The following is an 18,655-nucleotide window of genomic DNA, read 5'->3' as shown; positions in this document are numbered from 1 at the left end:
GGGATGGTGCAGCCGGGGAAGGTGCAGCCTTGGTCGCGGGCGGTGATGGCTTTGCGGAGGTGGGGTGGGAAGAGCCTGCTGGTGCGGCCGATGTCGAGGATCCTGCCTTGGGTGCCGAGGAGGACGGGGATGATGTCGGCGTCGCAGGCTATTTTGCGGATGGTCGCGGCGGTGACGGGTCCGGTGAATGCCATCGTGCCGGTGCCGGCGAAGCCGAGCGGTCCAGCCCCGGTGCCCCCGGTGCGGCCGGGGCGGTCGAAGCACCCGGTGCCGCTGGGGCTGTTGGTGTGCCCGGTCCCGTCTGGCGGGTTGGTGCCGGCGGCGCTGATGTCGGCGTTGGCGGTACTGGTGCCGGCGGACCTGTCGAACCAGTTTGTCGCTGTGCGGGTGGTGCGCTGGAGGGCGGTCGAGGAGGTCGCGGTAGTCGATGGTCACCATGACCTGGGGCCGAAGGCCACCCGCGGCGGGCAACCCGCCGGAGGCGAGGGCGACTTTGCAGGCGCCGACGAGGCCGTCCAGAAGTTTCTGCGGCCTCGACCGCCGGTCCAGGTCGATGCCGCCAGTGCCGCCTTCGCCCGGCGCTGCGCCCGCTGTGACGTCGGCCGCGGCGTGGGCCTCGACTGCGGCGCACACATCGGGCCGGGCTTCCCTCTGGCCAATTGCCCGGGCGTCGGCCGGCCCGCCGCCGTCGGCGCACGCCTCACTCTGGTCCGTGTCCGCCGCCCCGCCACCAACCCCCGCGACGGTGCGGGGGTTGGTGGCGGTGTTCATCACGGTCAGGAGGTGTTCGAACTGTTCGGTGGTGGCGAAGATTTCCAGATGCTGCAGGCCGTGGCGGGGCCTGCGGACGAACGCGCCCTGGAGCTGGCGCAGGAGCTCCTCGGAGGGTTCGGCGCCGTCCTGGTCGATCGCGTCCATCCAGCGGCGGGCGATCCGGGCCAGGAAATCCGGGTCGTGCTCCGCCGCGGTAGCGGTCAGGGCGTGTTCCATCCGGACGGCCGTGTCCGGGTCGCACACCGGCCGGACCCGCTCCAGTGCCTGGCTGACGATAGTGGCCGACCGGGAGGGCACCGAACCGGCGGCCACGGCTGCGGCGAGTTCCTCGCGCAGGGGCGGAAGGACCTGCCCGGTGATCCCGGTGCGCGGCAGCACGGTCCCGGCGAGGCAGAGCCGGCGGTGGGCTTCGGCGGCGCTGATCTGGAGCCGGGCGCGGAGGAAGTCCCCGGTCTTGCGGTACCCGTCGCCGGCGGCCGGGAGCGCATCCGCTGCAACTTCCTTGCGTGTCCGGTCCACGGCCTCCGCGGCTACCACCTGCAGGTACTCCACCGCCCGGGAAATCTCCTCTACCCGGCTGGCGAACTCCGCCGCTTCACCGAACCCCAGCAGCGCCGCATCCCCGACCGCCGTCGCGCACAGCTCCCGCAACTGACCCAGGACGCTGCCCAGCAACGCAGCCCCGCGGCCATCACCGCCAGGCCGACCGGCCGGGCGAGCGATGAGAGCTGCACCGATTCCCATGAGCTAAGTCCATCAGAGACCACCGACATTATTAGGAGCTCCCGATGCCGGCAGCTGTGCGCCACAGCTCGGGCCCCCGGCTCAGGCCTCGGTTTTGAACCTCTCCCAGGCCGTCTGCCGGGTGATGCCCAGTGCGGTGCCGATCCGGGACCAGCTGATGTTTCGCTCCCTGGCGGCACCGACCCAACGTCGCAACTGCTCCTCGAGTTCGGATCCGACCCGCGAGATCTCAGGCAAGTGCTGCAGGATTTCATCATCGGCCAGCTGCGCCCAAGCGGGACCCAGAGAGGCGGCCGGACTCTTGGAAGCGTCCCCGGCGACGTCCAGAAGCTCGCGGGCCGCGCCGACGCACAGTTCGCAGATTGAGATCCCCGGCCCGGCCACAAGCCTTCGGTCGGGCGCTCCAGTATGTCCGCAGAACGAGCAATAGCGCCGGTCTGCACCGCCGTCGTTCATCATGCCCCTTTCCCAGTTGCTATTGACAGCGTCAGGTCACACCTGACACTGTCAGGTGTGACCTTACGTACTCCAGTTGCCTCCAAGAATAGCCGCAGTGCCGCCGAAGGGGAGCACCTCATGGGCGGACCGTTCCGTTGGCTCTTCATCGCGGCGATTGGGGAGGGGATTGGCGACGACGTTGCCAGGTCCCTCCTGCCGGTCGTGGCGGTGGCGTTCCTGGGCGCGGGTGCCTTCGACGCCGGCATCCTCAATGCACTGGGCATGGCGGCGTTCCTGGTCCTCGGCGTCCCTGCGGGTGTCCTGGTGGACCGCTGGCCCAGGAAACCGGTTCTGATCGGCGCCAATATTCTCCGGGCAGCAGCTATCCTTACCGTGCCGCTGGGATACGCAACAGGTTCGCTGGGTCTTTGGCACCTCTTCGTCGTCGCCGCCGTCGTCAGTGCGGCTGATGTCTTCTTTACCGCAGCACATTCGGCATTGATGCCCTCGCTGCTGCCCGGCAACCGGCTGGCAGCAGGGTATGCCCGTGTGCAGGCTGTCCAGAGCGGCCTGGCCGTCGCTTCTCCCGGGGTGGTTGGCCTGCTCATCAAAGTGATCGCTGCACCTGCCGTCCTGGTTGTCTCCGGTTTGGCCTACCTCTTCTCGGCAGCAGCAACGTGGGCGCTTCCCGAGTTGCGGCCGGTGCGGTCCCAGACCTCATCGGGGTTTTGGGCTGAGGCTGGCCATGGGCTGTCGTTCACATTGAAGCATCCGCTGGTTCGGCCGTTGATGGGCTCGGTGGCCTTGGTCAACGCGGCCGGTCTTTGGGCGGCCGGGGCGAAGGTCGTCTTTGTGCTGAATACCCTCCGGGTGCCGGTTGACCAAGTCGTCGCCTTGGGAGCCGTTTCCGCTGCCGGCGGGTTGGTTGCCTCCCTGATGGCCACTGGCGTGACCCACCGGATCGGAATCGGCAAGACGAAGGTGCTGGCCAGCCTAGCGGGGGCCGGTTTTATGGCCCTGGTTCCCGCGGCGCCCGTCTTGGGCCTCCAGCCCGTCTTCTGGGTGGGACTCTCCGGCTTCGGCTGGTCCTACTTCGTTGTCCTCACCGGATTAGCGGGTGCCGGCATCCTGCCCCGGCTCGTCCCGGCGGGGTTGATGGGCAGAGCGATGTCCAGCTACCGTCTCGTCACACTGGGCGTGATGCCGGTGGCGAGCCTCGCCGGAGGCGCCCTCGCACTTTTGGCCGGGGAGGCCGCCGCCCTTTGGGCTGCGGCCTTCATTGCGGCAACCGCCGCGCTGCCCGTCGTCGCTTCTCCGCTCGGGAGCTGGAAGACGTTCCCCGAGGACCTTGACGTCCACCGCCCGGCTCAGCCTTCGACGACGGCGCAAGGAGTCGACGTGCCCCCGGCGCCAACACAGACAGTCTAGATTTGGTTGGATGGTGAACGAAGAGGCCCTGGCTGGCGGCAATTCCAGCGTCGTGGTGCGGGTAGGGGACACCGTCCGGAGGAACACCGGACCCTGGACCCCTGCTGTCCACGCCTTGCTCGATGCGCTCCGCGCCAGCGGAATCACGCGCGTTCCATCGGCGGACGGCATGGATGAGAAGGGCCGCGAAGTCCTGTCCTTCCTGCCGGGGGATGTGGTGGAATATCCGCTTCCGGAGTGGATTTGGCATCCCTCGATCCTGCGGGACGCGGCCGGCCTGCTCCGGCAGATCCATGACGCCACCGTTGAGTTGGCCCGGAAGCAGCTGAGCTGGCAATTGCCAACCCACGAACCGGTCGAGGTGGTCTGCCACAACGACTTTGCGCCGTACAACATGGTGTTCCAAGACCAGCGCTTCGCGGGAATCTTTGACTTTGACGCGGCGTCGCCCGGGCCGCGCATCTGGGATTTCGCCTATCTGGCCTACCAGTTGGTGCCGTTCATTGAGGGCGGTGGCAACGGCGCGCCGGAAGGGCCGGAGCGGCTGGCCCGCCTGGACGAACTGATCGCGGCGTATGGTTTCCCATTTCCGCGCCGGGACGTGCTGGAAACCCTGAGCGCCAGGCTCGTTGAACTCGCGGACTACTCGGACGGCCGGGCGGCCGCGACCGGACGCGCCGAACTCAACGACCATGCCGCCATGTACCGCCGCGACAGCCTCCGGATGCTGCGGTTGGCGGAATTGGAATGATTGCCGGCTTCCCGCTGTGCGCGACGTCACTCCGCACCCAGGGAAGCTGCCGTCCCGGGCAGTAGTTGAAGCTACTGACAGCCAAAATGCCCCGGACGGGGCCGAGCCCAGCGAAAGGGACCCGATGACGATCGCCCATGAAGAAGCAGTAATCGACGCCGCAGCAGTGGACGCCATCTTTGCCCAGGCGCGCACGGCCAATGCCTTCACCGGTGAAGTCACGGACGAGCAGGCCCGCGCCATCTACGAGCTGACGAAATTCGGTCCCACGGCGTTCAACTCCCAGCCCCTGCGCGTGACCTATGTCCGTTCGGACGAGGCCCGCGCCGCGCTGGTGGACGCTTTGTCCGCCGGCAACCGGGCCAAGACGGCGTCCGCGCCGCTGGTCGCGATCCTCAGCGTCGACACCGCCTGGCACGAGCAGTGGGACAACTTCCTGCCCGGCTACAACGCCCCCAAGGCCATGTACGACGCCGCCCCGGACCTCGCCGCTGCCACCGGCAACAACAACGCCCACCTGCAGGCCGGCTACTTCATCCTCGCCGTGCGGTCGCTGGGACTCGCCGCCGGCCCGATGACCGGCGCCGACTTCGGCAAGATCGACGCTGCTTTCTTCCCGGACGGCAGCCAGAAGAGCTTCATGGTGGTCAACATCGGCCAGGCCGCCGAGGATGCCTGGGGCGCCCCGAAGCCAAAGTTCGCCTACGAAGACGTGGTCCGCACCGTCTAAGGGCCGGAGGCGCAGCCCGTGTCGGCGGCCAGTGGCAGACTGGGACCATGCGGAACCTGATCGTGGTCGCTTTCCTTGAGCCCGTCACCGAGGGGATGGAATTTCCGCGCGACGCCTGGCCGCTGCACATCACCCTGGTGAAGTTCGACGTCGCCGATCAGGCGCCCGCCGATGACGGCGCCGAGCAGCCACCCGACGTCGACGTCGCCGATCAGCCGCCCGCCGTCGTCGGGGATGCGCTGGCCGCCCGTGTGGCCGCACTCATGGAGGCCCCGGCGCGGGCCGCGCTGGGTAGGACCGTGACCGTCGGCGGGGAGGCAGGCTTCGGCCGCGGCGGCTCCGTCCCGGTCAGCCTGATTGAACCGAGCGCCCCGCTCCAAACGCTCCACGAAGCCCTGGTGAGGGCGGTGGAGACACTGAACGGCCGCATCGCCACCCCCGGCTACACCATGGCAGGCTTCCGTCCGCACGTCTCGCACCGGGGCGAAAAAGCGCCCCGCGCAGGCGGTCAACTGGTCCTGGACCGGATTGCCCTGGTAGACATGGCTCCCGACGGCGGACATGCCACGCGTCGGGTGCTGGCACTTTGGCAAGCCACATTGTGACTGAAGCTCTTTATTTTTCCATCGAGGTGCCATACTGGGGTCAAATCGAGAGCAGACGCCCATGACTGATGGGGTCACTAGGTGCGTGCCGGGGGAACCACAGGATGATGCTTGACACCTCTACCCTGCGCGTTGCCTTAGCAGTTGTAACCCTGACGCTGCTGTGCCTGTTCTACTTCATCACCTTCAGGCGGACCCGTTCCCCGTTCAGCGCCTGGTGGTGCTCGGCCCTGCTGCTTTTCCTCACGGGCTCCGCCTCCTACCTGCTGGACGGCACGCCCCACCAGGCGTGGGCGAACCCGCTGGGCAATATCTTGCTGGTCGGCGGCGCCGGAGCCATGTGGGCCGGCGCCCGGTCGCTGCGGACCAATAACCCCAAGCTTTGGGCGCTGACCGCAGGACCCCTGGTAACAGGCATCGTTTCGGTGCTCGACCACCCGGCGACGAACAACTGGTCCGGCGGCCCGGTAATGCTGGGAATGATGGGGCTGATGCTCGGGCTGTCCTGCCGGGAGCTCTTCCTGTTGGAGGTCGGCTACTCCCGGGTGCACCGCCCCCTGGCCTACGGCTCAGGTCTCTTAGCCCTCTACTACCTCGGACGCCTGACGGCGTTCCTCATCGATGGCCCGGAGGGCCCGGTGTTTGTCGCCTACTTCGGCTCGGTGGTGACGACGCTCCTCACCTCGATGGTCCTGGTGCTCGCTTCCTTCACCATGGCCGAGTTGAGCAACGAGCAATTGACCCGGGACCTCCGTGCACGCGCGACTGTCGACGGGCTCACCGGCCTCCTCAACCGCACGGCCTTCATGGACCTTGCGGAGAACGAACTGCGCCGCCTGGGAAACGCCCGGACCACGGCCGCGCTGGTGCTGGCGGACCTGGACCACTTCAAGGCCGTCAACGACAAGTACGGGCATGCCGCAGGAGACGTGGCCCTGCAGGCCTTTGCCGCCGCATGCACGGCCTCGGTCCGCTCCACCGACCTGGTTGGGCGCTACGGCGGTGAGGAGTTCGTCCTGCTGCTCCCCGGGGTCAGCCCGGAGCGCGCCAGCGAGATGACGGCCACCATCAGCCGCCGCTTGCAGGAAGCGCAGCCGAACGTGGAGGCACGGCTTCCCACCGTGAGCTACGGGATTGCCTCGACCGGTCCCGGCCGGGCGGACCTGGAGGCACTGATCGCCTCGGCTGACGCGGCCCTGTACCGCGCCAAGACGCTGGGCCGGGACCGGTCGGTATTGGCCGCCAGCCTCCTTGAGGAGCAATCGGCCTAAGCCGCGGCCCCGGACCCGGCCCGCCGCCGGCCCGGGACCGCCGGCGCCGCCGGCCGTTCTGGCCGCTGGCGCCGGACACGCGGCTGGCTAGGAAATTACCCCGTCCACCAGGGCTTTGGCTTCCGCCTGCACCTGCTTCAGGTGCTCCGCGCCCTTGAAGGACTCGGCGTATATCTTGTAGACGTCCTCGGTGCCTGAGGGCCGCGCCGCGAACCAGGCGTTCTCGGTGACCACCTTCAACCCGCCGATCGCCGCGCCGTTGCCGGGCGCCTCGGTGAGCTTGGCGGTGATGGTTTCGCCGGCCAGCTCGGTCGCGGTAACGTCCGACGGCGACAGCTTGCCGAGGGCGGCCTTCTGCTCGCGCGTCGCGGCGGCGTCGATCCGCGCGTAGACGGGGTCGCCGAACTTGTCCGTGAGCCCCTTGTACAGCTGCGACGGCGACTTGCCGGTGACTGCCGTGATTTCGGAGGCCAGCAGGGCCAGCAGGATGCCGTCCTTGTCCGTGGTCCAGACACTGCCGTCCTTTTTGTTGAAGGACGCGCCCGCGGACTCTTCCCCGCCGAAGGCGCCCTCGCCGGAGAGCAGCCCGGGGACGAACCACTTGAAGCCCACCGGCACTTCCACCAGCTTGCGGCCGAGGCTTTCGGCAACCCGGTCAATGATGGAGGAGGACACCAGGGTCTTGCCGATCACCGATTGGGGATTCCAGCCGCTGCGGTGCCGGTACAGGTAGTCGATCGCGACGGCGAGGTAATGGTTCGGGTTCATCAGCCCGCCGTCCGGTGTCACGATGCCGTGCCGGTCGGCGTCGGCGTCGTTGCCGGTGGCGACGTCGAACGCGGCGGATCCGTCCGCCCCCACGGACATCCGGTTGATCAGTGACGCCATCGCCGACGGCGAGGAGCAGTCCATCCGGATCTTCTCGTCCCAGTCCAGCGTCATGAAGGCCCACTGCGGGTCGACAGTCGGGTTCACCACGGTGAGGTTCAGGTGGTGGCGTTCGGCAATTTCGCCCCAGTAGTCCACTGAGGCACCGCCCATGGGGTCCGCACCGATGCGTACCCCCGCCTCGCGGATGGCGTTGAGGTCCAGCACGGAAGGCAGATCATCAACGTAGCTGGACAGGAAGTCGAACTTCCCGGTGGTGCCGGCGGCCATGGCGTCCGCGATCGGGATCCGCTTGACCCCGCGCAGCCCGTTCTTCAGCAGTTCGTTGGCGCGGTTCGCGATCCAGCCTGTGGCGTCGGTGTCGGCCGGCCCGCCGTGGGGCGGGTTGTACTTGAAGCCGCCGTCGCCGGGCGGGTTGTGGCTGGGTGTCACCACGATGCCGTCTGCCTGCGGCGCGCCGGCGGGGGAGTTGTTGTTGTGGGTGAGAATGGCGTGGCTCAACGCCGGGGTGGGCGTGTAACCGTGGCGGGCGTCAATTAGCACGTTCACGCCGTTCGCAGCAAGGACCTCGAGGGCTGAGTTCTGGGCCGGCTCACTCAGCGCATGGGTGTCCTTGGCGAGGTAGAGCGGACCGGTGATGCCCTGGCCGGCACGGTATTCGACGATCGCCTGGGTGATGGCGAGGATGTGCGGTTCGTTGAATGAGGCCTTGAGGCTGGAGCCCCGGTGCCCGGAGGTGCCGAATGCGACCCGCTGCCCGGGGTCGCCGAGATCCGGCGAAACGTCGTAGTACGCATCCAGAAGCGCAGTGAGGTCAACAAGGTCTTGGGGTTGGGCAACTGTGCCCGCGCGGCTAGCCATGGCTCCAGCATGCCAGACGCGGGGAGCCGGGGACATGGTTTCGCCTGAATAGGACAGCTGTGACGCCGCACGTCAGGCGGGGCTAACGGCGCGGCGCTAATCTTGACCTAGACACGCAGAGGGGAATTCCATGACCGAGCAGCCCACGTCCGGGTACGACGAGACGCGCCGGGGCTACCAGCCGCCGCCGTATCGTCCGCCATACGGGGGAGACGGCCATATTCCGCCGCGGCCGACGACGGCGCCGCACCTCGGCCAGCCGGCCGGCAGCCACGACGCCTACGCCCAGCCCGACGCCTACGGCCAGCCGGCCGCTCCCTATGCCGACGCCTACGGCCAGCCGTATTACTACGGAGTGGCTCCCGCGCCGAAGGGCCTGAGCATCGCGAGCCTGTGTTGCGGCGTCGCAGCTTTCCTGGGGTTCGGCTTTTTCCTGCTCCCGCAACTGGCCGCCGTCATCCTCGGGCATCTGGCGCTGCAGCGCGAGCCGGGAGGCAGGGGCCTGGCGATCGCCGGCCTTGTCCTGGGCTATGCCGCGATCGCGATTACCTTGCTGGTGGTCATCACCCTGGGCGTCGCCCTCTCCAACGCGGACTTCGTCAGCCGGTAAGCGCGTCCACGATTTGCCGTGCGTTGGCCTCAAGCCAGCCGCGGCGGCGAAGGATGAGTTCGCCGACGCCCTCGTCCCACATCCGGGCCCAGCCGCCGCCAAGGGTCGCCGCGCTGTGCCGCATCCGCTCGTGGCTCAGCGCCGCCGCCTCGATGCCCAGCTCGGGTACCCGGCGTCGTTCCTCCTGGCTCCAGCCGTAGGCATCGGCGAAGATGCGTAGCCGCCGGAAGGGGTCGACTCCCTCCCAGCCGGGCCACATGTCCGCGGGGGCGCGGAGCGGGACCCAGTGCAGGGCGGTGTTGTAGGAATCCCGGAGGGCAGTGCTGGGTCCGGCGAGGTCGAAGTCCACGAGCCCGACTGCCACCCCGTCCCGGACCACCACGTTCTGCGGCGTGACGTCCAGATGGCAGACGAGTTCGGCGGCGTCCTGGTTCACGGTGCCGGGCGGAATATAGCGCGGCGGGAACGGATGGAGCTGCGGGTCGTAGCCCGCCGACGCGTTATGCAGGCGGCGGACCAGCCGGGCCACGGAGGCCAGCAGTTCCTCGGACTGCACCCAGGCTTCCGGCAGTGCGCCGGCGCACCTTCCGGCAACGTAGCTAAGGACGTCCCGGCCCTCGGCGTCCCGGCCCAAAAACCGCGGCGAGCCCTCAAAGTTGGCGTCCTCAAGCCAGTCCAGGTAGGCAGCGACGGCAAGGCTCTGCGGCTGGTGCGGGCGGCGGATGGTCCCGCCAACCCGCACTACGCCTTCAGTGACATCGCCCGCCGGCATGAGTTCGACGTCGGACGCCTCGCCGGGGGCGGGGACGTAGACGCGCGCCTCAACCGGCGGGCGATATCGGGTGCTCATTCAGCTCAGCGTACGCCGCCCATGAGCTTCTTGATGGCAGGCGAGGCGGCGGCCAGGCCGACTGCCAGGAGCATTGCCGTGCCGCCGACGCCGATGAAGTACGGCAGTTCGTCGTTCGGGTTGTAGAGCCCGGAGAGCATGCCGGCCAGTGTGGTCCCCAGCGAGACGGAGAGGAAGAACAAAGCAACCATCTGCGTGTGGAAGGCCTTGGGTGCCAGCTTGGTGGTCACGGACAGCCCGATGGGGGAGAGGAACAGTTCCGCGAGCGTAAAGAGCAGCAGGATTCCCACCAGCGCCAGCAGCGGGGTCTTGCCCTCGCCGGCAAGCGGGATGAATGCGAGGAAGGCGAGCCCCATCACGAACAGGCCGATCGAGAATTTCAGCGCCGAGCCGGGCTGCCTGCGACCCAGCCGGGTCCACAGGGCGGCCATGACGCCGGCGAAGATGATGATGAAGACCGGGTTGATGGACTGGACCCAGGCGGCCGGCATTTCCCAGCCGAACAGGTTGCGGTCCAGCTTCTCCTCCGAGTACACGGCGATGAAGGTGAACTGCTGCTGGAAGAGCGCCCAGAACGCGGCGGAGGCGATGTACAGCGGGATGAAGGCTGCGACCCGGCTGCGCTCGGTGGCGTTGACCTTTTTGCTGCTGAAGATCAGCACAAAGTAGACCGCCGATGCGCCGATCGCGGCGTACGCCATGGACATAGCGAGGTTGTCCGCGTTGACGATGCCGGTCGCCAGCAGCACCGCGATGATCGCGGCAATGACGGCGAAGATCAGGCCGTACTTGGTGCGTTCCGCTGCGGGCAGGGCGTTCGGCACCCGCTGCGCCTCTTCGGGGAGCTTGTTGCGGCCCAAGGCGTAGATCACCAGGCCCACGGCCATGCCGACGGCGGCGGCGCCGAAGCCCCAGTGGAAGCCCTGGCTCTCCTGCAGCCAGCCGGTGACCAGCGGGCCGATCAGGGCGCCGGCGTTGATGCCCATGTAGAAGATGGAGAAGCCGGCGTCGCGGCGTTCGTCCTTTTCGCGGTACAGGCTTCCGACGAGGGCGGTGGCGTTGGCCTTCAGGCCGCCGGATCCCACGCCCACCAGCACGAGGCCGGCAATCAGGCCCGGAATGCCGGGGACCAGGGCCAGGGCGATGTGCCCGGCCATGATCATGATGGCGGAGCCGAAGAGCACACGCTCGGAGCCGAAGATCCGGTCCGCGAGCCACGCGCCCAGGATGGTCGAGAGGTAGACACCGCCGCCGTAGGCGCCGACCAGGCTGGCGGCGAGGGCCTTGTTGATTTCAAGGCCACCCTCGGCAGCCGTGAAGTACATGTAGTAGAGGAGAATCCCCTGCATTCCGTAGAAGGAGAAGCGCTCCCACATTTCTACGGAGAAGAGGCTGGCCAGCATCTTTGGGTGGCCAAAAAACGAGGTATCGCCCGGCGTTGTAGCGGGGGGACTATCTAAATGAGTTGTGCTCATTTACTTAATGCTGACACCGCGGCGGGCGATTGTCACATCCGCGCCGGGCCGGGGCAAGTCAATCGGAAGGTGTTTCGCGCCCCGCTTTCCCACGTTGCTCGCTCACTTATGGCTGCTTCAGGGCCGGGTTAGCAGCCATAAGTGAGCGAGCAACGGGGGGGCTGCCTGCGCAGCAGGCCTAGTCGGCGTCGAACATGATGACCTGGCGGACCGCCTTGCCGTCGGCGAGCTGATCCATGGCCTGGTTGATGTCCGCCAGCGCGATCCGTGAAGAAATGAGCTCCTCCACTGGAAGCTTCCCATCCCGCCACAGCTGCGCGTATTTGGGGATGTCCCGGGACGRCACCGCCGAGCCGAGGTAGCTGCCAACGATCGTGCGGGCTTCCGCCGTGATGGTCAGCGGGGAAAGCTGTGCCCGGGCCTCGGGGGAGGGCAGCCCGGCGGTGACCGTGATACCCCCGACGTCGGTGGCGGCGAAGGCGGTCTCGAACGCCCTGGCGCTGCCTGCGCATTCGACGACGAACTTGGCCTTGACCCCTTGCTCGGCCAGCTCCTGCGGCGTGTACGTCTCGTGGGCGCCGAGCCGGCGGGCGTGCTCGAGCTTCTCGTCCAGGGTGTCGACGGCGACGATCCGCGAAATACCCTGTGAGACCGCGGTGATCAGCGCGGCCATCCCGACGCCGCCGAGTCCCACGATCATGATGCTGTCCTCGGGCCGGGGCTTCGCGGCGTTCAGCACCGCGCCGCCCCCGGTAAGCACGGCGCAGCCCAGGACCGCGGCGATGTCCGCCGGGATGTCGTCGCCGACCGGTACGGCAGAGGCCCGGTCCACCACGGCGTGGCTGGCGAATCCGGAGACGCCGAGGTGGTGGAAGACCGGTTCGCCGGCACGGCTCAAATGCATCGAGCCGTGCAGCAGGGTGCCCTCGCCGTTGCTCTTGGAGCCCGCGGTGCAGGGGAGCCGTCCGTCCGCGGCGCAGTTGGCGCACTCTTCGCAGCGCGGCAGGAAGGACATGACCACCCGCTGCCCGGGCTGCAGGTCGCTGACGTCCGTCCCGACCTCGACCACGCGGCCGGCGGCTTCGTGCCCCAGCAGCATGGGCACGGGGCGGACCCGGTTGCCGTCGACGACACTGAGGTCCGAGTGGCAGATCCCGGCAGCTTCAAGCCGGACGAGGATTTCCGTCGGTCCGGGCGAGCCAAGCTCCAGCTCAGCGATGGTGATCGGCTTGGACTCGGCGAAGGGTCGCGGACGGCCGATTTCCTCAAGGACTGCACCGGTGATCTTCATCGATCCCTCTCGTCTGGTTATGCGTGTTGGCACCAGTAAACCGCACGCGGATGCGGCCCGGGTAATCCCCGCGGCCGGCAGCCTAGAAGCCCAGCTGAGCGGCCACCTGCAGCAGCAGCGCCTCGGATCCCATCGGCCCGACCAGCTGGATGCCCATCGGCAGGCCAGCGCCGGGCGCCCCGCCGGTCCAGTGCACCGGAATGCTGATGGCGGGGAGCCCGCAGACGTTGACCAGCGAGGACCACGGGGCAAACTCGCACTGTTTGCGGTAGTCGTCGTCGGCGTCCCCAGCCCACTCGGCGGGCCAGTAGCCGTCGCCGTGCGCAGCGCCGGTGAACCAGCCCACCGGCCGCGGCGTCTGCGCCAGTGTGGGACTCAGCACCAGGTCCCAGGCGGAGAACTGGGCAATCGTGTCGCGCTGGAACTGGCGCAGGAACCCCAGGGCTTCGTTGAGCTTCGAGGCGCTGCGCTGCTGGGCCCGACGCCGGAAGGTGCGCGTCAGCGGAGCCAGCAGGGCCTCGCGTTGCGGCGCGATGCGGGCGCTCCCGACGCCAGCGGTCCAGGCCGTCGTAAAGGCGCTCGCGTAGCGGTTGTCATAGCGGATGGCGGCTTCGCAGCTCTGGTGTCCGGCAGCCTCCAGCAGCTTGATGCCCGTCTCCAGCGCATCGAGGGCTTCGCGGTCCGGGGTGAAGGGAAAGACCGACTGCCACGGGCTGTCCAGGCTGACCCCGATCCGCAGTGGGGGCGGCTCCTGTCCGGCCAGTTGAAGGTAGCTGCCCGGCTGCCCGGGCTGTCTTCCGGCCTGTTCTCCTGCCGGCTGCCGGGGCGGTTGCGGCGGAACCAGTGCGTCGAGCATCAGGGCGGCGTCCGCAGCGGAGCGTGCCAGGGGACCGGCAACCACCAGACCGGCGGGGTCGCCGGTGCTTTCCCCGGCCGGGACCAGCCCGCGGCCCGGTTTCAGGCCCACCAGGCCGCAGGCGGCGGCCGGGATGCGGATAGAGCCGCCGCCGTCGGATCCCGGAGCGAAGGGAAGCAGTCCGGCGGCCACGACGGCTGCGCTGCCGCCCGAGGAGCCGCCGGAGCTCCGGCTCAGCGCGTACGGGTTGCGTGAGGGCGCGGCAATCCTGTTCTCGCTGTAGGCCGTCAGTCCGAATTCCGGGACCTGCGTCTTGCCCAGCGAAATGACCCCGGCGCCTTTTAGCGCGGCCGCCAAGGCGCCGTCCGCCACAGCGGCTTTGTGTTCGAAGGCGGCGCTGCCGTGCGTGGTGACGACGCCGCCGACGTCGGTCAGGTCCTTGAACGCGGTCGGCATGCCGTGCAGCAGCGGCAGCTCCGCCCGGGCGTCGTCCGCGTTGGCATGGGCGGAGGTTCGGGCGTGGCGGCTGTCCGCGGCGTCGGCACCCCTCAGTGCCTGCTCGGCAGTGACGGTGATGAAGGCGCCCAGGTGCGGGTTCTCCGCCGCGATGCGGTCAAGGAAGTGCGCCGCGGCCTGGCGCGCGGAGAGCTCGCCGTCGCGCAGGGCGTCGCGGAGTGCCAGGGCGGACAGCTCATGGATCTCAGCCAAGGGTCAACGGCCTGCGCTGTTCCGGCGTGGAGCCTGCTTCCCCGGTGGGACATGTCCGGTCTTCGCTGCCATGGGTCTCCTTTGCGCTCTCCAGAAGCGTAACCTGCCACCTGTTTGGACCGGGCCCCGACAGCTGGCGATACGCTGGGGGCAGACCTTGGTTTCAGCGGAGAGGACGACCATGAGCGACATCGACACCGTGACCGTTTCCGACATCCCCGAAGCGGCGCGGATCCTGGACGTACGCGAGGACTACGAGTGGGCGGCCGGCCACGCCGAGCACGCCGTGCACATTCCCCTCGACCAGCTCCCCGCCCGGCTCGATGAGCTGGACCCGGACGAGGATTTGTACGTCATCTGCCGAACCGGCGGACGTTCTTTCCGGGCGGCGCAGTGGCTTGTCGGCCACGGCTACTCGGCGATGAATGTGGCCGGCGGAATGGACCAGTGGCTCGAGAACGGGCTGCCGCTGGTGTCCGACAACGGCCTCAAGCCCGTCATTCTGTAAACGAAGGAAGAACCAATGCCAGCGTCACCCGTCACCTATACCTTCCTCGGCCCCGAGGGGACCTTCACCGAGGCGGCGTTGATGCAGGTGCCCGGCGCCGCTGAGGCCATCCGAATCCCGTCCTCGAACGTCAACGCGGCGCTGGACAAGGTCCGCAACGGCTCGGCCGACGCGGCGATGGTGCCTATTGAGAACTCCGTGGAGGGCGGCGTCACGGCTACCCTGGACGCGATCGCTACAGGCCAGGAGCTGCGGATCCTGCGCGAGGCCCTCGTGCCGATCAGCTTTGTGCTGGTGGCCAGGCCTGGCGTCCGGATCGAGGACATCCGCCGGATCTCCACCCACGGGCACGCCTGGGCCCAGTGCAGGCTGTGGGTTGACAGTCATATTCCAAATGTGGAATACATCCCCGGCTCCTCGACTGCCGCGGCGGCCCTGGGCCTTCTGGAAGCCGATCCCCGCTACGACGCCGCCATCTGTGCGCCCATTGTGGCGGCCGAGCAGCCCGGGCTGGCTGTGCTGGCGGAGAACATCGGCGACAACCCGGGCGCGGTGACGCGGTTCGTCCTGGTGGGGCGTCCCGGCACGCTGCCGGAACGGACCGGAGCCGACAAGACCACCGTGGTGGTCCCGCTTCCGGAAGACCGGCCGGGCGCATTGATGGAAATCCTGGACCAGTTCGCCACCCGAGGCGTAAACCTGAGCCGGATCGAATCCCGGCCGACCGGGCAGTACCTGGGCCACTACTTCTTCAGCATCGACGCGGACGGCCACGTGGGGGACGCGCGGGTGGCCGACGCCCTCGCGGGACTGCATCGGATCAGCCCGGCTACTCGGTTCCTCGGCTCCTACGGGCGGGCGGACGGCCAGCGCGCAGAGGTGGCGCCGCACACCTCGGACCAGGCATTCCGCGCCGCCCATGCTTGGGTCGAAGACATACTCACCGGTGCATCTGTGGTTCAGGAATATAACCCGCAGGCTTCGCCCACAGCGTAGGCAATTGCCACATGCGGCACTTCCACCCCTTGGAAACTATGCGTATGCTTGCCTGATCTATTGGGGTAGTCCCCTACCGGAAGGAGCGGGTCATGGCAGGAACCAGCACAGAAAATGACGGCCAGGGAATGATTGTCAATCCCAAACCGACGGCCGAGAACCAGGACTGGGACGGCGACGACGCTGACCGTGCTGACCGCTTGCGCTTCGAGGAGGAGCAGGCGATGATCCGCGAGCAGTCGGAGGCGCGCGCCGCCAAGGCAGCCGCGGACGCCAAGAAGGAAGCCGACGCGAAGAAAGAAGCCAGCTAAGCCGGTCGCGTCAGGGCAGGTGCCGGGGCTGGCTGTTCCCGGACTTGCCGGCGCCGCTGGCCAGCTCGTCCCTGGCTACGTCTTCCCTTACTCGGACCAGCAGCGAGCGGGGGGCGATCCGGACCGTAACGGCCGTAGCCTCGCCGGACGGATCGCCGTCCACCTGGGTGGGCATGGGTTCGGCGCACTTGATCACCACCTTGCCGGAGCGGTAATACGTCATCACCGGCAAGTTTCTTTTGTGCTTGAGCACAATCTTCCAGTACATCGCCAGCCAGCCGATCGCGCTGCGCGGGCTCATCACCACCACGTCAAGCATGCCGTCGTCGATCATGGCCTGGGGGATGAAGTCGATTCCGCCCGGAATCAGCCCGCAGTTGGCGAAGAGCACGCTCCGGATCTTCCGCGACTGCTCCGGCTGGTCGTCCAAGGCGATGGAGACACGCTTGCGGCGGCCCGGCAGGTGCCGCACACCCGCCTCCGTGTAGGCCAGCCAGCCCACTGCCTTCTTGAGCCCGTCGTTCGTGTCGCCGACCACCTCGGCGTCCATGCCCATGCCGGCAATCACCAAAAAAGCATGATCTGCGGACTGCCCGGTCAAGGCGTTCTCCACCGTTATGCGGGCGGTGTCAATGAAGCGTTGGTGTCCGAACAGTGCAATCTCCACGCAGCCGTGCAGGTCCCCGATGTCCAGGTGGACGTTGCGGGCCAGCAGGTTGCCGGTGCCCAGCGGCAGGAGCCCCATGGCGATATCCGTGTGCGCGAGGACGTCGGCCACCACCCGGACGGTGCCGTCGCCGCCGCCCACCAGGACGACGTCGGCTCCGTATTCGACGGCGGCACGTGCCTGCGAGAACCCGGGGTCCTCGGGGGTGGTCTCGAAGAAGCGCGGGGCCTCCCAGCCGGCCGCGAGGCAGGCGCTCTCCACCAAAACCCTGGCTTCCGCGGACCTGGACTTGATCGGGTTGATTACGACGGCCACCCGCTGCTTGACCAGGCCGGGGTTGTGCGTCTCTTCCCATACGGCACTGCGGGTGTGCTTGGCCTTCAACCGGCGCACACCCCACCAACTGGAGACGGCAAATGCCAGGGCTCCAGCGAGGACGAGGTAGAGCAGCCAGTCGCGCATGTTGCTCCAACACTATCCCGCGAGTTCGCCGCGGCAGCACTGCCGGAGGGCGGCCCCCGGATTCGATACTCTTATCTGGTGATCGACGTAAAAGACCTCAGCGAAAATCCGGACAAGTTCCGTGCCAGCCAGCGCGCCCGCGGTGCCGACGAATCCGTGGTGGACGCGGTCATCGCCGCGGACGCGGCCCGGCGCGCGGCACTGATCCGTTTCGAAAACCTGCGGGCCGAGCAGAACGCCTTCGGCAAGAAGGTGGCGCAGGCCAAGGGCGAGGAAAAGCAGGCCCTGCTCGCCGAGGTCAAGGTACTCGCGGCCTCGGTCAAGGAAGCCTCAGCCGAAGCCGACGTCGCCCAGTCCGCCCAGGAGGAGCTCCTGCGCGGCATCCCCAACCTGGTCGAAGACGGCGTCCCGGCCGGCGGCGAGGACGACTACGTTGTGGTGAAGACCGTCGGGACGCCCCGCGAATTCCCCGACTTCGAGCCCAAGGACCACCTCGAAATCGGGGAGCTGATTGGCGCGATCGACATGGAACGCGGAGCCAAGGTCTCCGGTTCACGCTTCTACTTCCTGCGCGGCGTCGGCGCCCGGCTCGAGATGGCCCTCTTGCAGATGGCCATGGAGCAGGCCATCGACGCCGGCTTCGTCCCCATGATCACCCCGACGCTGGTCCGGCCCGAGACCATGCAGGGCACCGGATTCGACGTCAAGCACGACGCCGAGATCTACCGCCTCGCCGAGGACGACCTCTACCTGGTTGGCACCTCCGAGGTGGCCCTCGCCGGCTACCACGCAGACGAAATCCTGGACCTCAGCGGCGGCCCGATCCGCTACGCGGGACAGAGCTCCTGCTACCGGCGCGAGGCCGGATCGCACGGCAAGGACACCCGCGGCATCATCCGCGTCCACCAGTTCAACAAGGTGGAGATGTTCATCTACACCACGGTCGAGGAGGCGGCAGCCGAGCACGCCCGCCTGCTGGCCTGGGAAGAGGAAATGCTGGCCAAGTGCGAGCTGCCCTACCGCGTGATCGACACCGCCGCGGGCGACCTTGGCACCTCGGCGGCCCGCAAGTTCGACTGCGAAGCCTGGGTCCCCACGCAGGGCGCCTACCGCGAGCTGACCTCCACCTCCAACTGCACCACCTTCCAGGCACGCCGGCTCAACATCCGCGAACGCGTGCTGAACGAGGACGGCGCACCCAAGGGAACCCGCGCGGTGGCCACCCTCAACGGCACCCTCGCCACGACCCGCTGGATCGTCGCCATCCTCGAACACCACCAGAACCCTGACGGCTCGGTCAACGTCCCCGCGGCGCTGCAGAAGTACCTCGGCGGGATGACGGTGCTCCCCGTCCTCTAGGCCACCCGCCGTCGGCAACTGTTCACGAACGCTTCATGCCCTGCTGTGGCGCGCGTCCTAGCAGCTGTCGGG

General features: G+C 68.1%; 18 protein-coding genes. 10 read left to right on the top strand and 8 right to left on the bottom strand.

All coding sequences use genetic code 11. The features are described from left to right. The coding region (locus AC1DK9_RS12320) for a DUF222 domain-containing protein (protein WP_476916094.1) at nt 1-1,518 on the bottom strand (1,518 nt) is incomplete at its 3' end. Between the two features lie 81 nt (nt 1,519-1,599). Further along, the gene (locus tag AC1DK9_RS12315; protein ID WP_476861345.1) at nt 1,600-1,977 is read right to left on the bottom strand and encodes a ClpX C4-type zinc finger protein; all 378 of its coding nucleotides are present in this window, start codon (nt 1,975-1,977) and stop codon (nt 1,600-1,602) included. Between the two features lie 54 nt (nt 1,978-2,031). Between AC1DK9_RS12315 and AC1DK9_RS12310 the strand changes: the two genes are divergently transcribed. The 5 genes from AC1DK9_RS12310 to AC1DK9_RS12290 all read left to right on the top strand — a co-directional run bounded on the left by AC1DK9_RS12310 (nt 2,032) and on the right by AC1DK9_RS12290 (nt 6,741). Next, entirely contained in the window at nt 2,032-3,384 is a 1,353-nt protein-coding gene (locus AC1DK9_RS12310) for an MFS transporter (protein WP_476916093.1), read from the top strand. Between the two features lie 10 nt (nt 3,385-3,394). Further along, nucleotides 3,395-4,135, top strand: coding sequence for a phosphotransferase enzyme family protein (locus AC1DK9_RS12305; RefSeq protein WP_476861343.1), 741 nt, complete (start codon nt 3,395-3,397; stop codon nt 4,133-4,135). A gap of 124 nt (nt 4,136-4,259) precedes the next feature. Beyond that, on the top strand, nt 4,260-4,865 hold the full coding sequence (locus AC1DK9_RS12300) for a malonic semialdehyde reductase (RefSeq protein ID WP_476861342.1): 606 nt from the start codon (nt 4,260-4,262) through the stop codon (nt 4,863-4,865). A 47-nt stretch (nt 4,866-4,912) separates the two neighbouring features. Next, the gene (locus AC1DK9_RS12295) at nt 4,913-5,470 is read left to right on the top strand and encodes a 2'-5' RNA ligase family protein (protein WP_476861341.1); all 558 of its coding nucleotides are present in this window, start codon (nt 4,913-4,915) and stop codon (nt 5,468-5,470) included. A 104-nt stretch (nt 5,471-5,574) separates the two neighbouring features. Beyond that, entirely contained in the window at nt 5,575-6,741 is a 1,167-nt protein-coding gene (locus AC1DK9_RS12290; RefSeq protein WP_476861340.1) for a GGDEF domain-containing protein, read from the top strand. Nucleotides 6,742-6,828: 87 nt separating this feature from the next. On the opposite strand, the gene pgm is transcribed toward AC1DK9_RS12290, so the two are convergent. Then, the gene (gene pgm / locus AC1DK9_RS12285) at nt 6,829-8,490 is read right to left on the bottom strand and encodes a phosphoglucomutase (alpha-D-glucose-1,6-bisphosphate-dependent) (protein WP_476916092.1); all 1,662 of its coding nucleotides are present in this window, start codon (nt 8,488-8,490) and stop codon (nt 6,829-6,831) included. A gap of 130 nt (nt 8,491-8,620) precedes the next feature. Here pgm and AC1DK9_RS12280 point away from each other — a divergent pair, with 130 nt between their 5' ends. After that, nucleotides 8,621-9,100, top strand: coding sequence for a DUF4190 domain-containing protein (locus tag AC1DK9_RS12280; RefSeq protein ID WP_476861338.1), 480 nt, complete (start codon nt 8,621-8,623; stop codon nt 9,098-9,100). Here AC1DK9_RS12280 and AC1DK9_RS12275 read toward each other — a convergent pair. From AC1DK9_RS12275 to AC1DK9_RS12260, 4 genes are all read right to left on the bottom strand, one after another. Further along, nucleotides 9,090-9,950 (bottom strand): phosphotransferase, encoded by an 861-nt coding sequence (locus AC1DK9_RS12275; protein WP_476916091.1) that lies wholly within the window; start codon nt 9,948-9,950, stop codon nt 9,090-9,092. The genes AC1DK9_RS12280 and AC1DK9_RS12275 overlap by 11 nt on opposite strands. A 5-nt stretch (nt 9,951-9,955) precedes the next feature. Then, the gene (locus AC1DK9_RS12270; RefSeq protein ID WP_476861336.1) at nt 9,956-11,425 is read right to left on the bottom strand and encodes a peptide MFS transporter; all 1,470 of its coding nucleotides are present in this window, start codon (nt 11,423-11,425) and stop codon (nt 9,956-9,958) included. A gap of 178 nt (nt 11,426-11,603) precedes the next feature. After that, a complete protein-coding gene (locus AC1DK9_RS12265; protein ID WP_476916090.1) occupies nt 11,604-12,716 on the bottom strand; it encodes an alcohol dehydrogenase catalytic domain-containing protein in 1,113 nt (370 codons plus the stop codon). Between the two features lie 82 nt (nt 12,717-12,798). Continuing rightward, a complete protein-coding gene (locus AC1DK9_RS12260; RefSeq protein WP_476916089.1) occupies nt 12,799-14,280 on the bottom strand; it encodes an amidase in 1,482 nt (493 codons plus the stop codon). A 181-nt stretch (nt 14,281-14,461) separates the two neighbouring features. On the opposite strand from AC1DK9_RS12260, the gene AC1DK9_RS12255 reads away from it, so the two are divergent. The 3 genes from AC1DK9_RS12255 to AC1DK9_RS12245 all read left to right on the top strand — a co-directional run bounded on the left by AC1DK9_RS12255 (nt 14,462) and on the right by AC1DK9_RS12245 (nt 16,095). After that, a complete protein-coding gene (locus AC1DK9_RS12255; protein WP_476916088.1) occupies nt 14,462-14,788 on the top strand; it encodes a rhodanese-like domain-containing protein in 327 nt (108 codons plus the stop codon). Nucleotides 14,789-14,803: 15 nt separating this feature from the next. Then, nucleotides 14,804-15,784, top strand: coding sequence for a prephenate dehydratase (gene pheA / locus AC1DK9_RS12250; protein WP_476916087.1), 981 nt, complete (start codon nt 14,804-14,806; stop codon nt 15,782-15,784). Between the two features lie 92 nt (nt 15,785-15,876). Continuing rightward, on the top strand, nt 15,877-16,095 hold the full coding sequence (locus AC1DK9_RS12245) for a hypothetical protein (RefSeq protein WP_175323934.1): 219 nt from the start codon (nt 15,877-15,879) through the stop codon (nt 16,093-16,095). A 10-nt stretch (nt 16,096-16,105) separates the two neighbouring features. Here AC1DK9_RS12245 and AC1DK9_RS12240 read toward each other — a convergent pair whose 3' ends face one another. Then, nucleotides 16,106-17,224, bottom strand: coding sequence for a diacylglycerol/lipid kinase family protein (locus tag AC1DK9_RS12240; RefSeq protein WP_476916086.1), 1,119 nt, complete (start codon nt 17,222-17,224; stop codon nt 16,106-16,108). A gap of 78 nt (nt 17,225-17,302) precedes the next feature. Here AC1DK9_RS12240 and serS point away from each other — a divergent pair, with 78 nt between their 5' ends. Next, nucleotides 17,303-18,583 carry a serine--tRNA ligase gene (serS, locus tag AC1DK9_RS12235; RefSeq protein WP_476916085.1) on the top strand — a complete coding sequence of 427 codons (1,281 nt, stop codon included), beginning with the start codon at nt 17,303-17,305 and terminating at the stop codon, nt 18,581-18,583. Nucleotides 18,584-18,655 lie beyond the last annotated feature (72 nt).

This window comes from Arthrobacter sp. 01T414 (assembly GCF_056398965.1).
The sequence above is the reverse complement of the archived record's forward strand: the minus strand, read 5'-3'. Positions and strand labels throughout refer to the sequence as shown.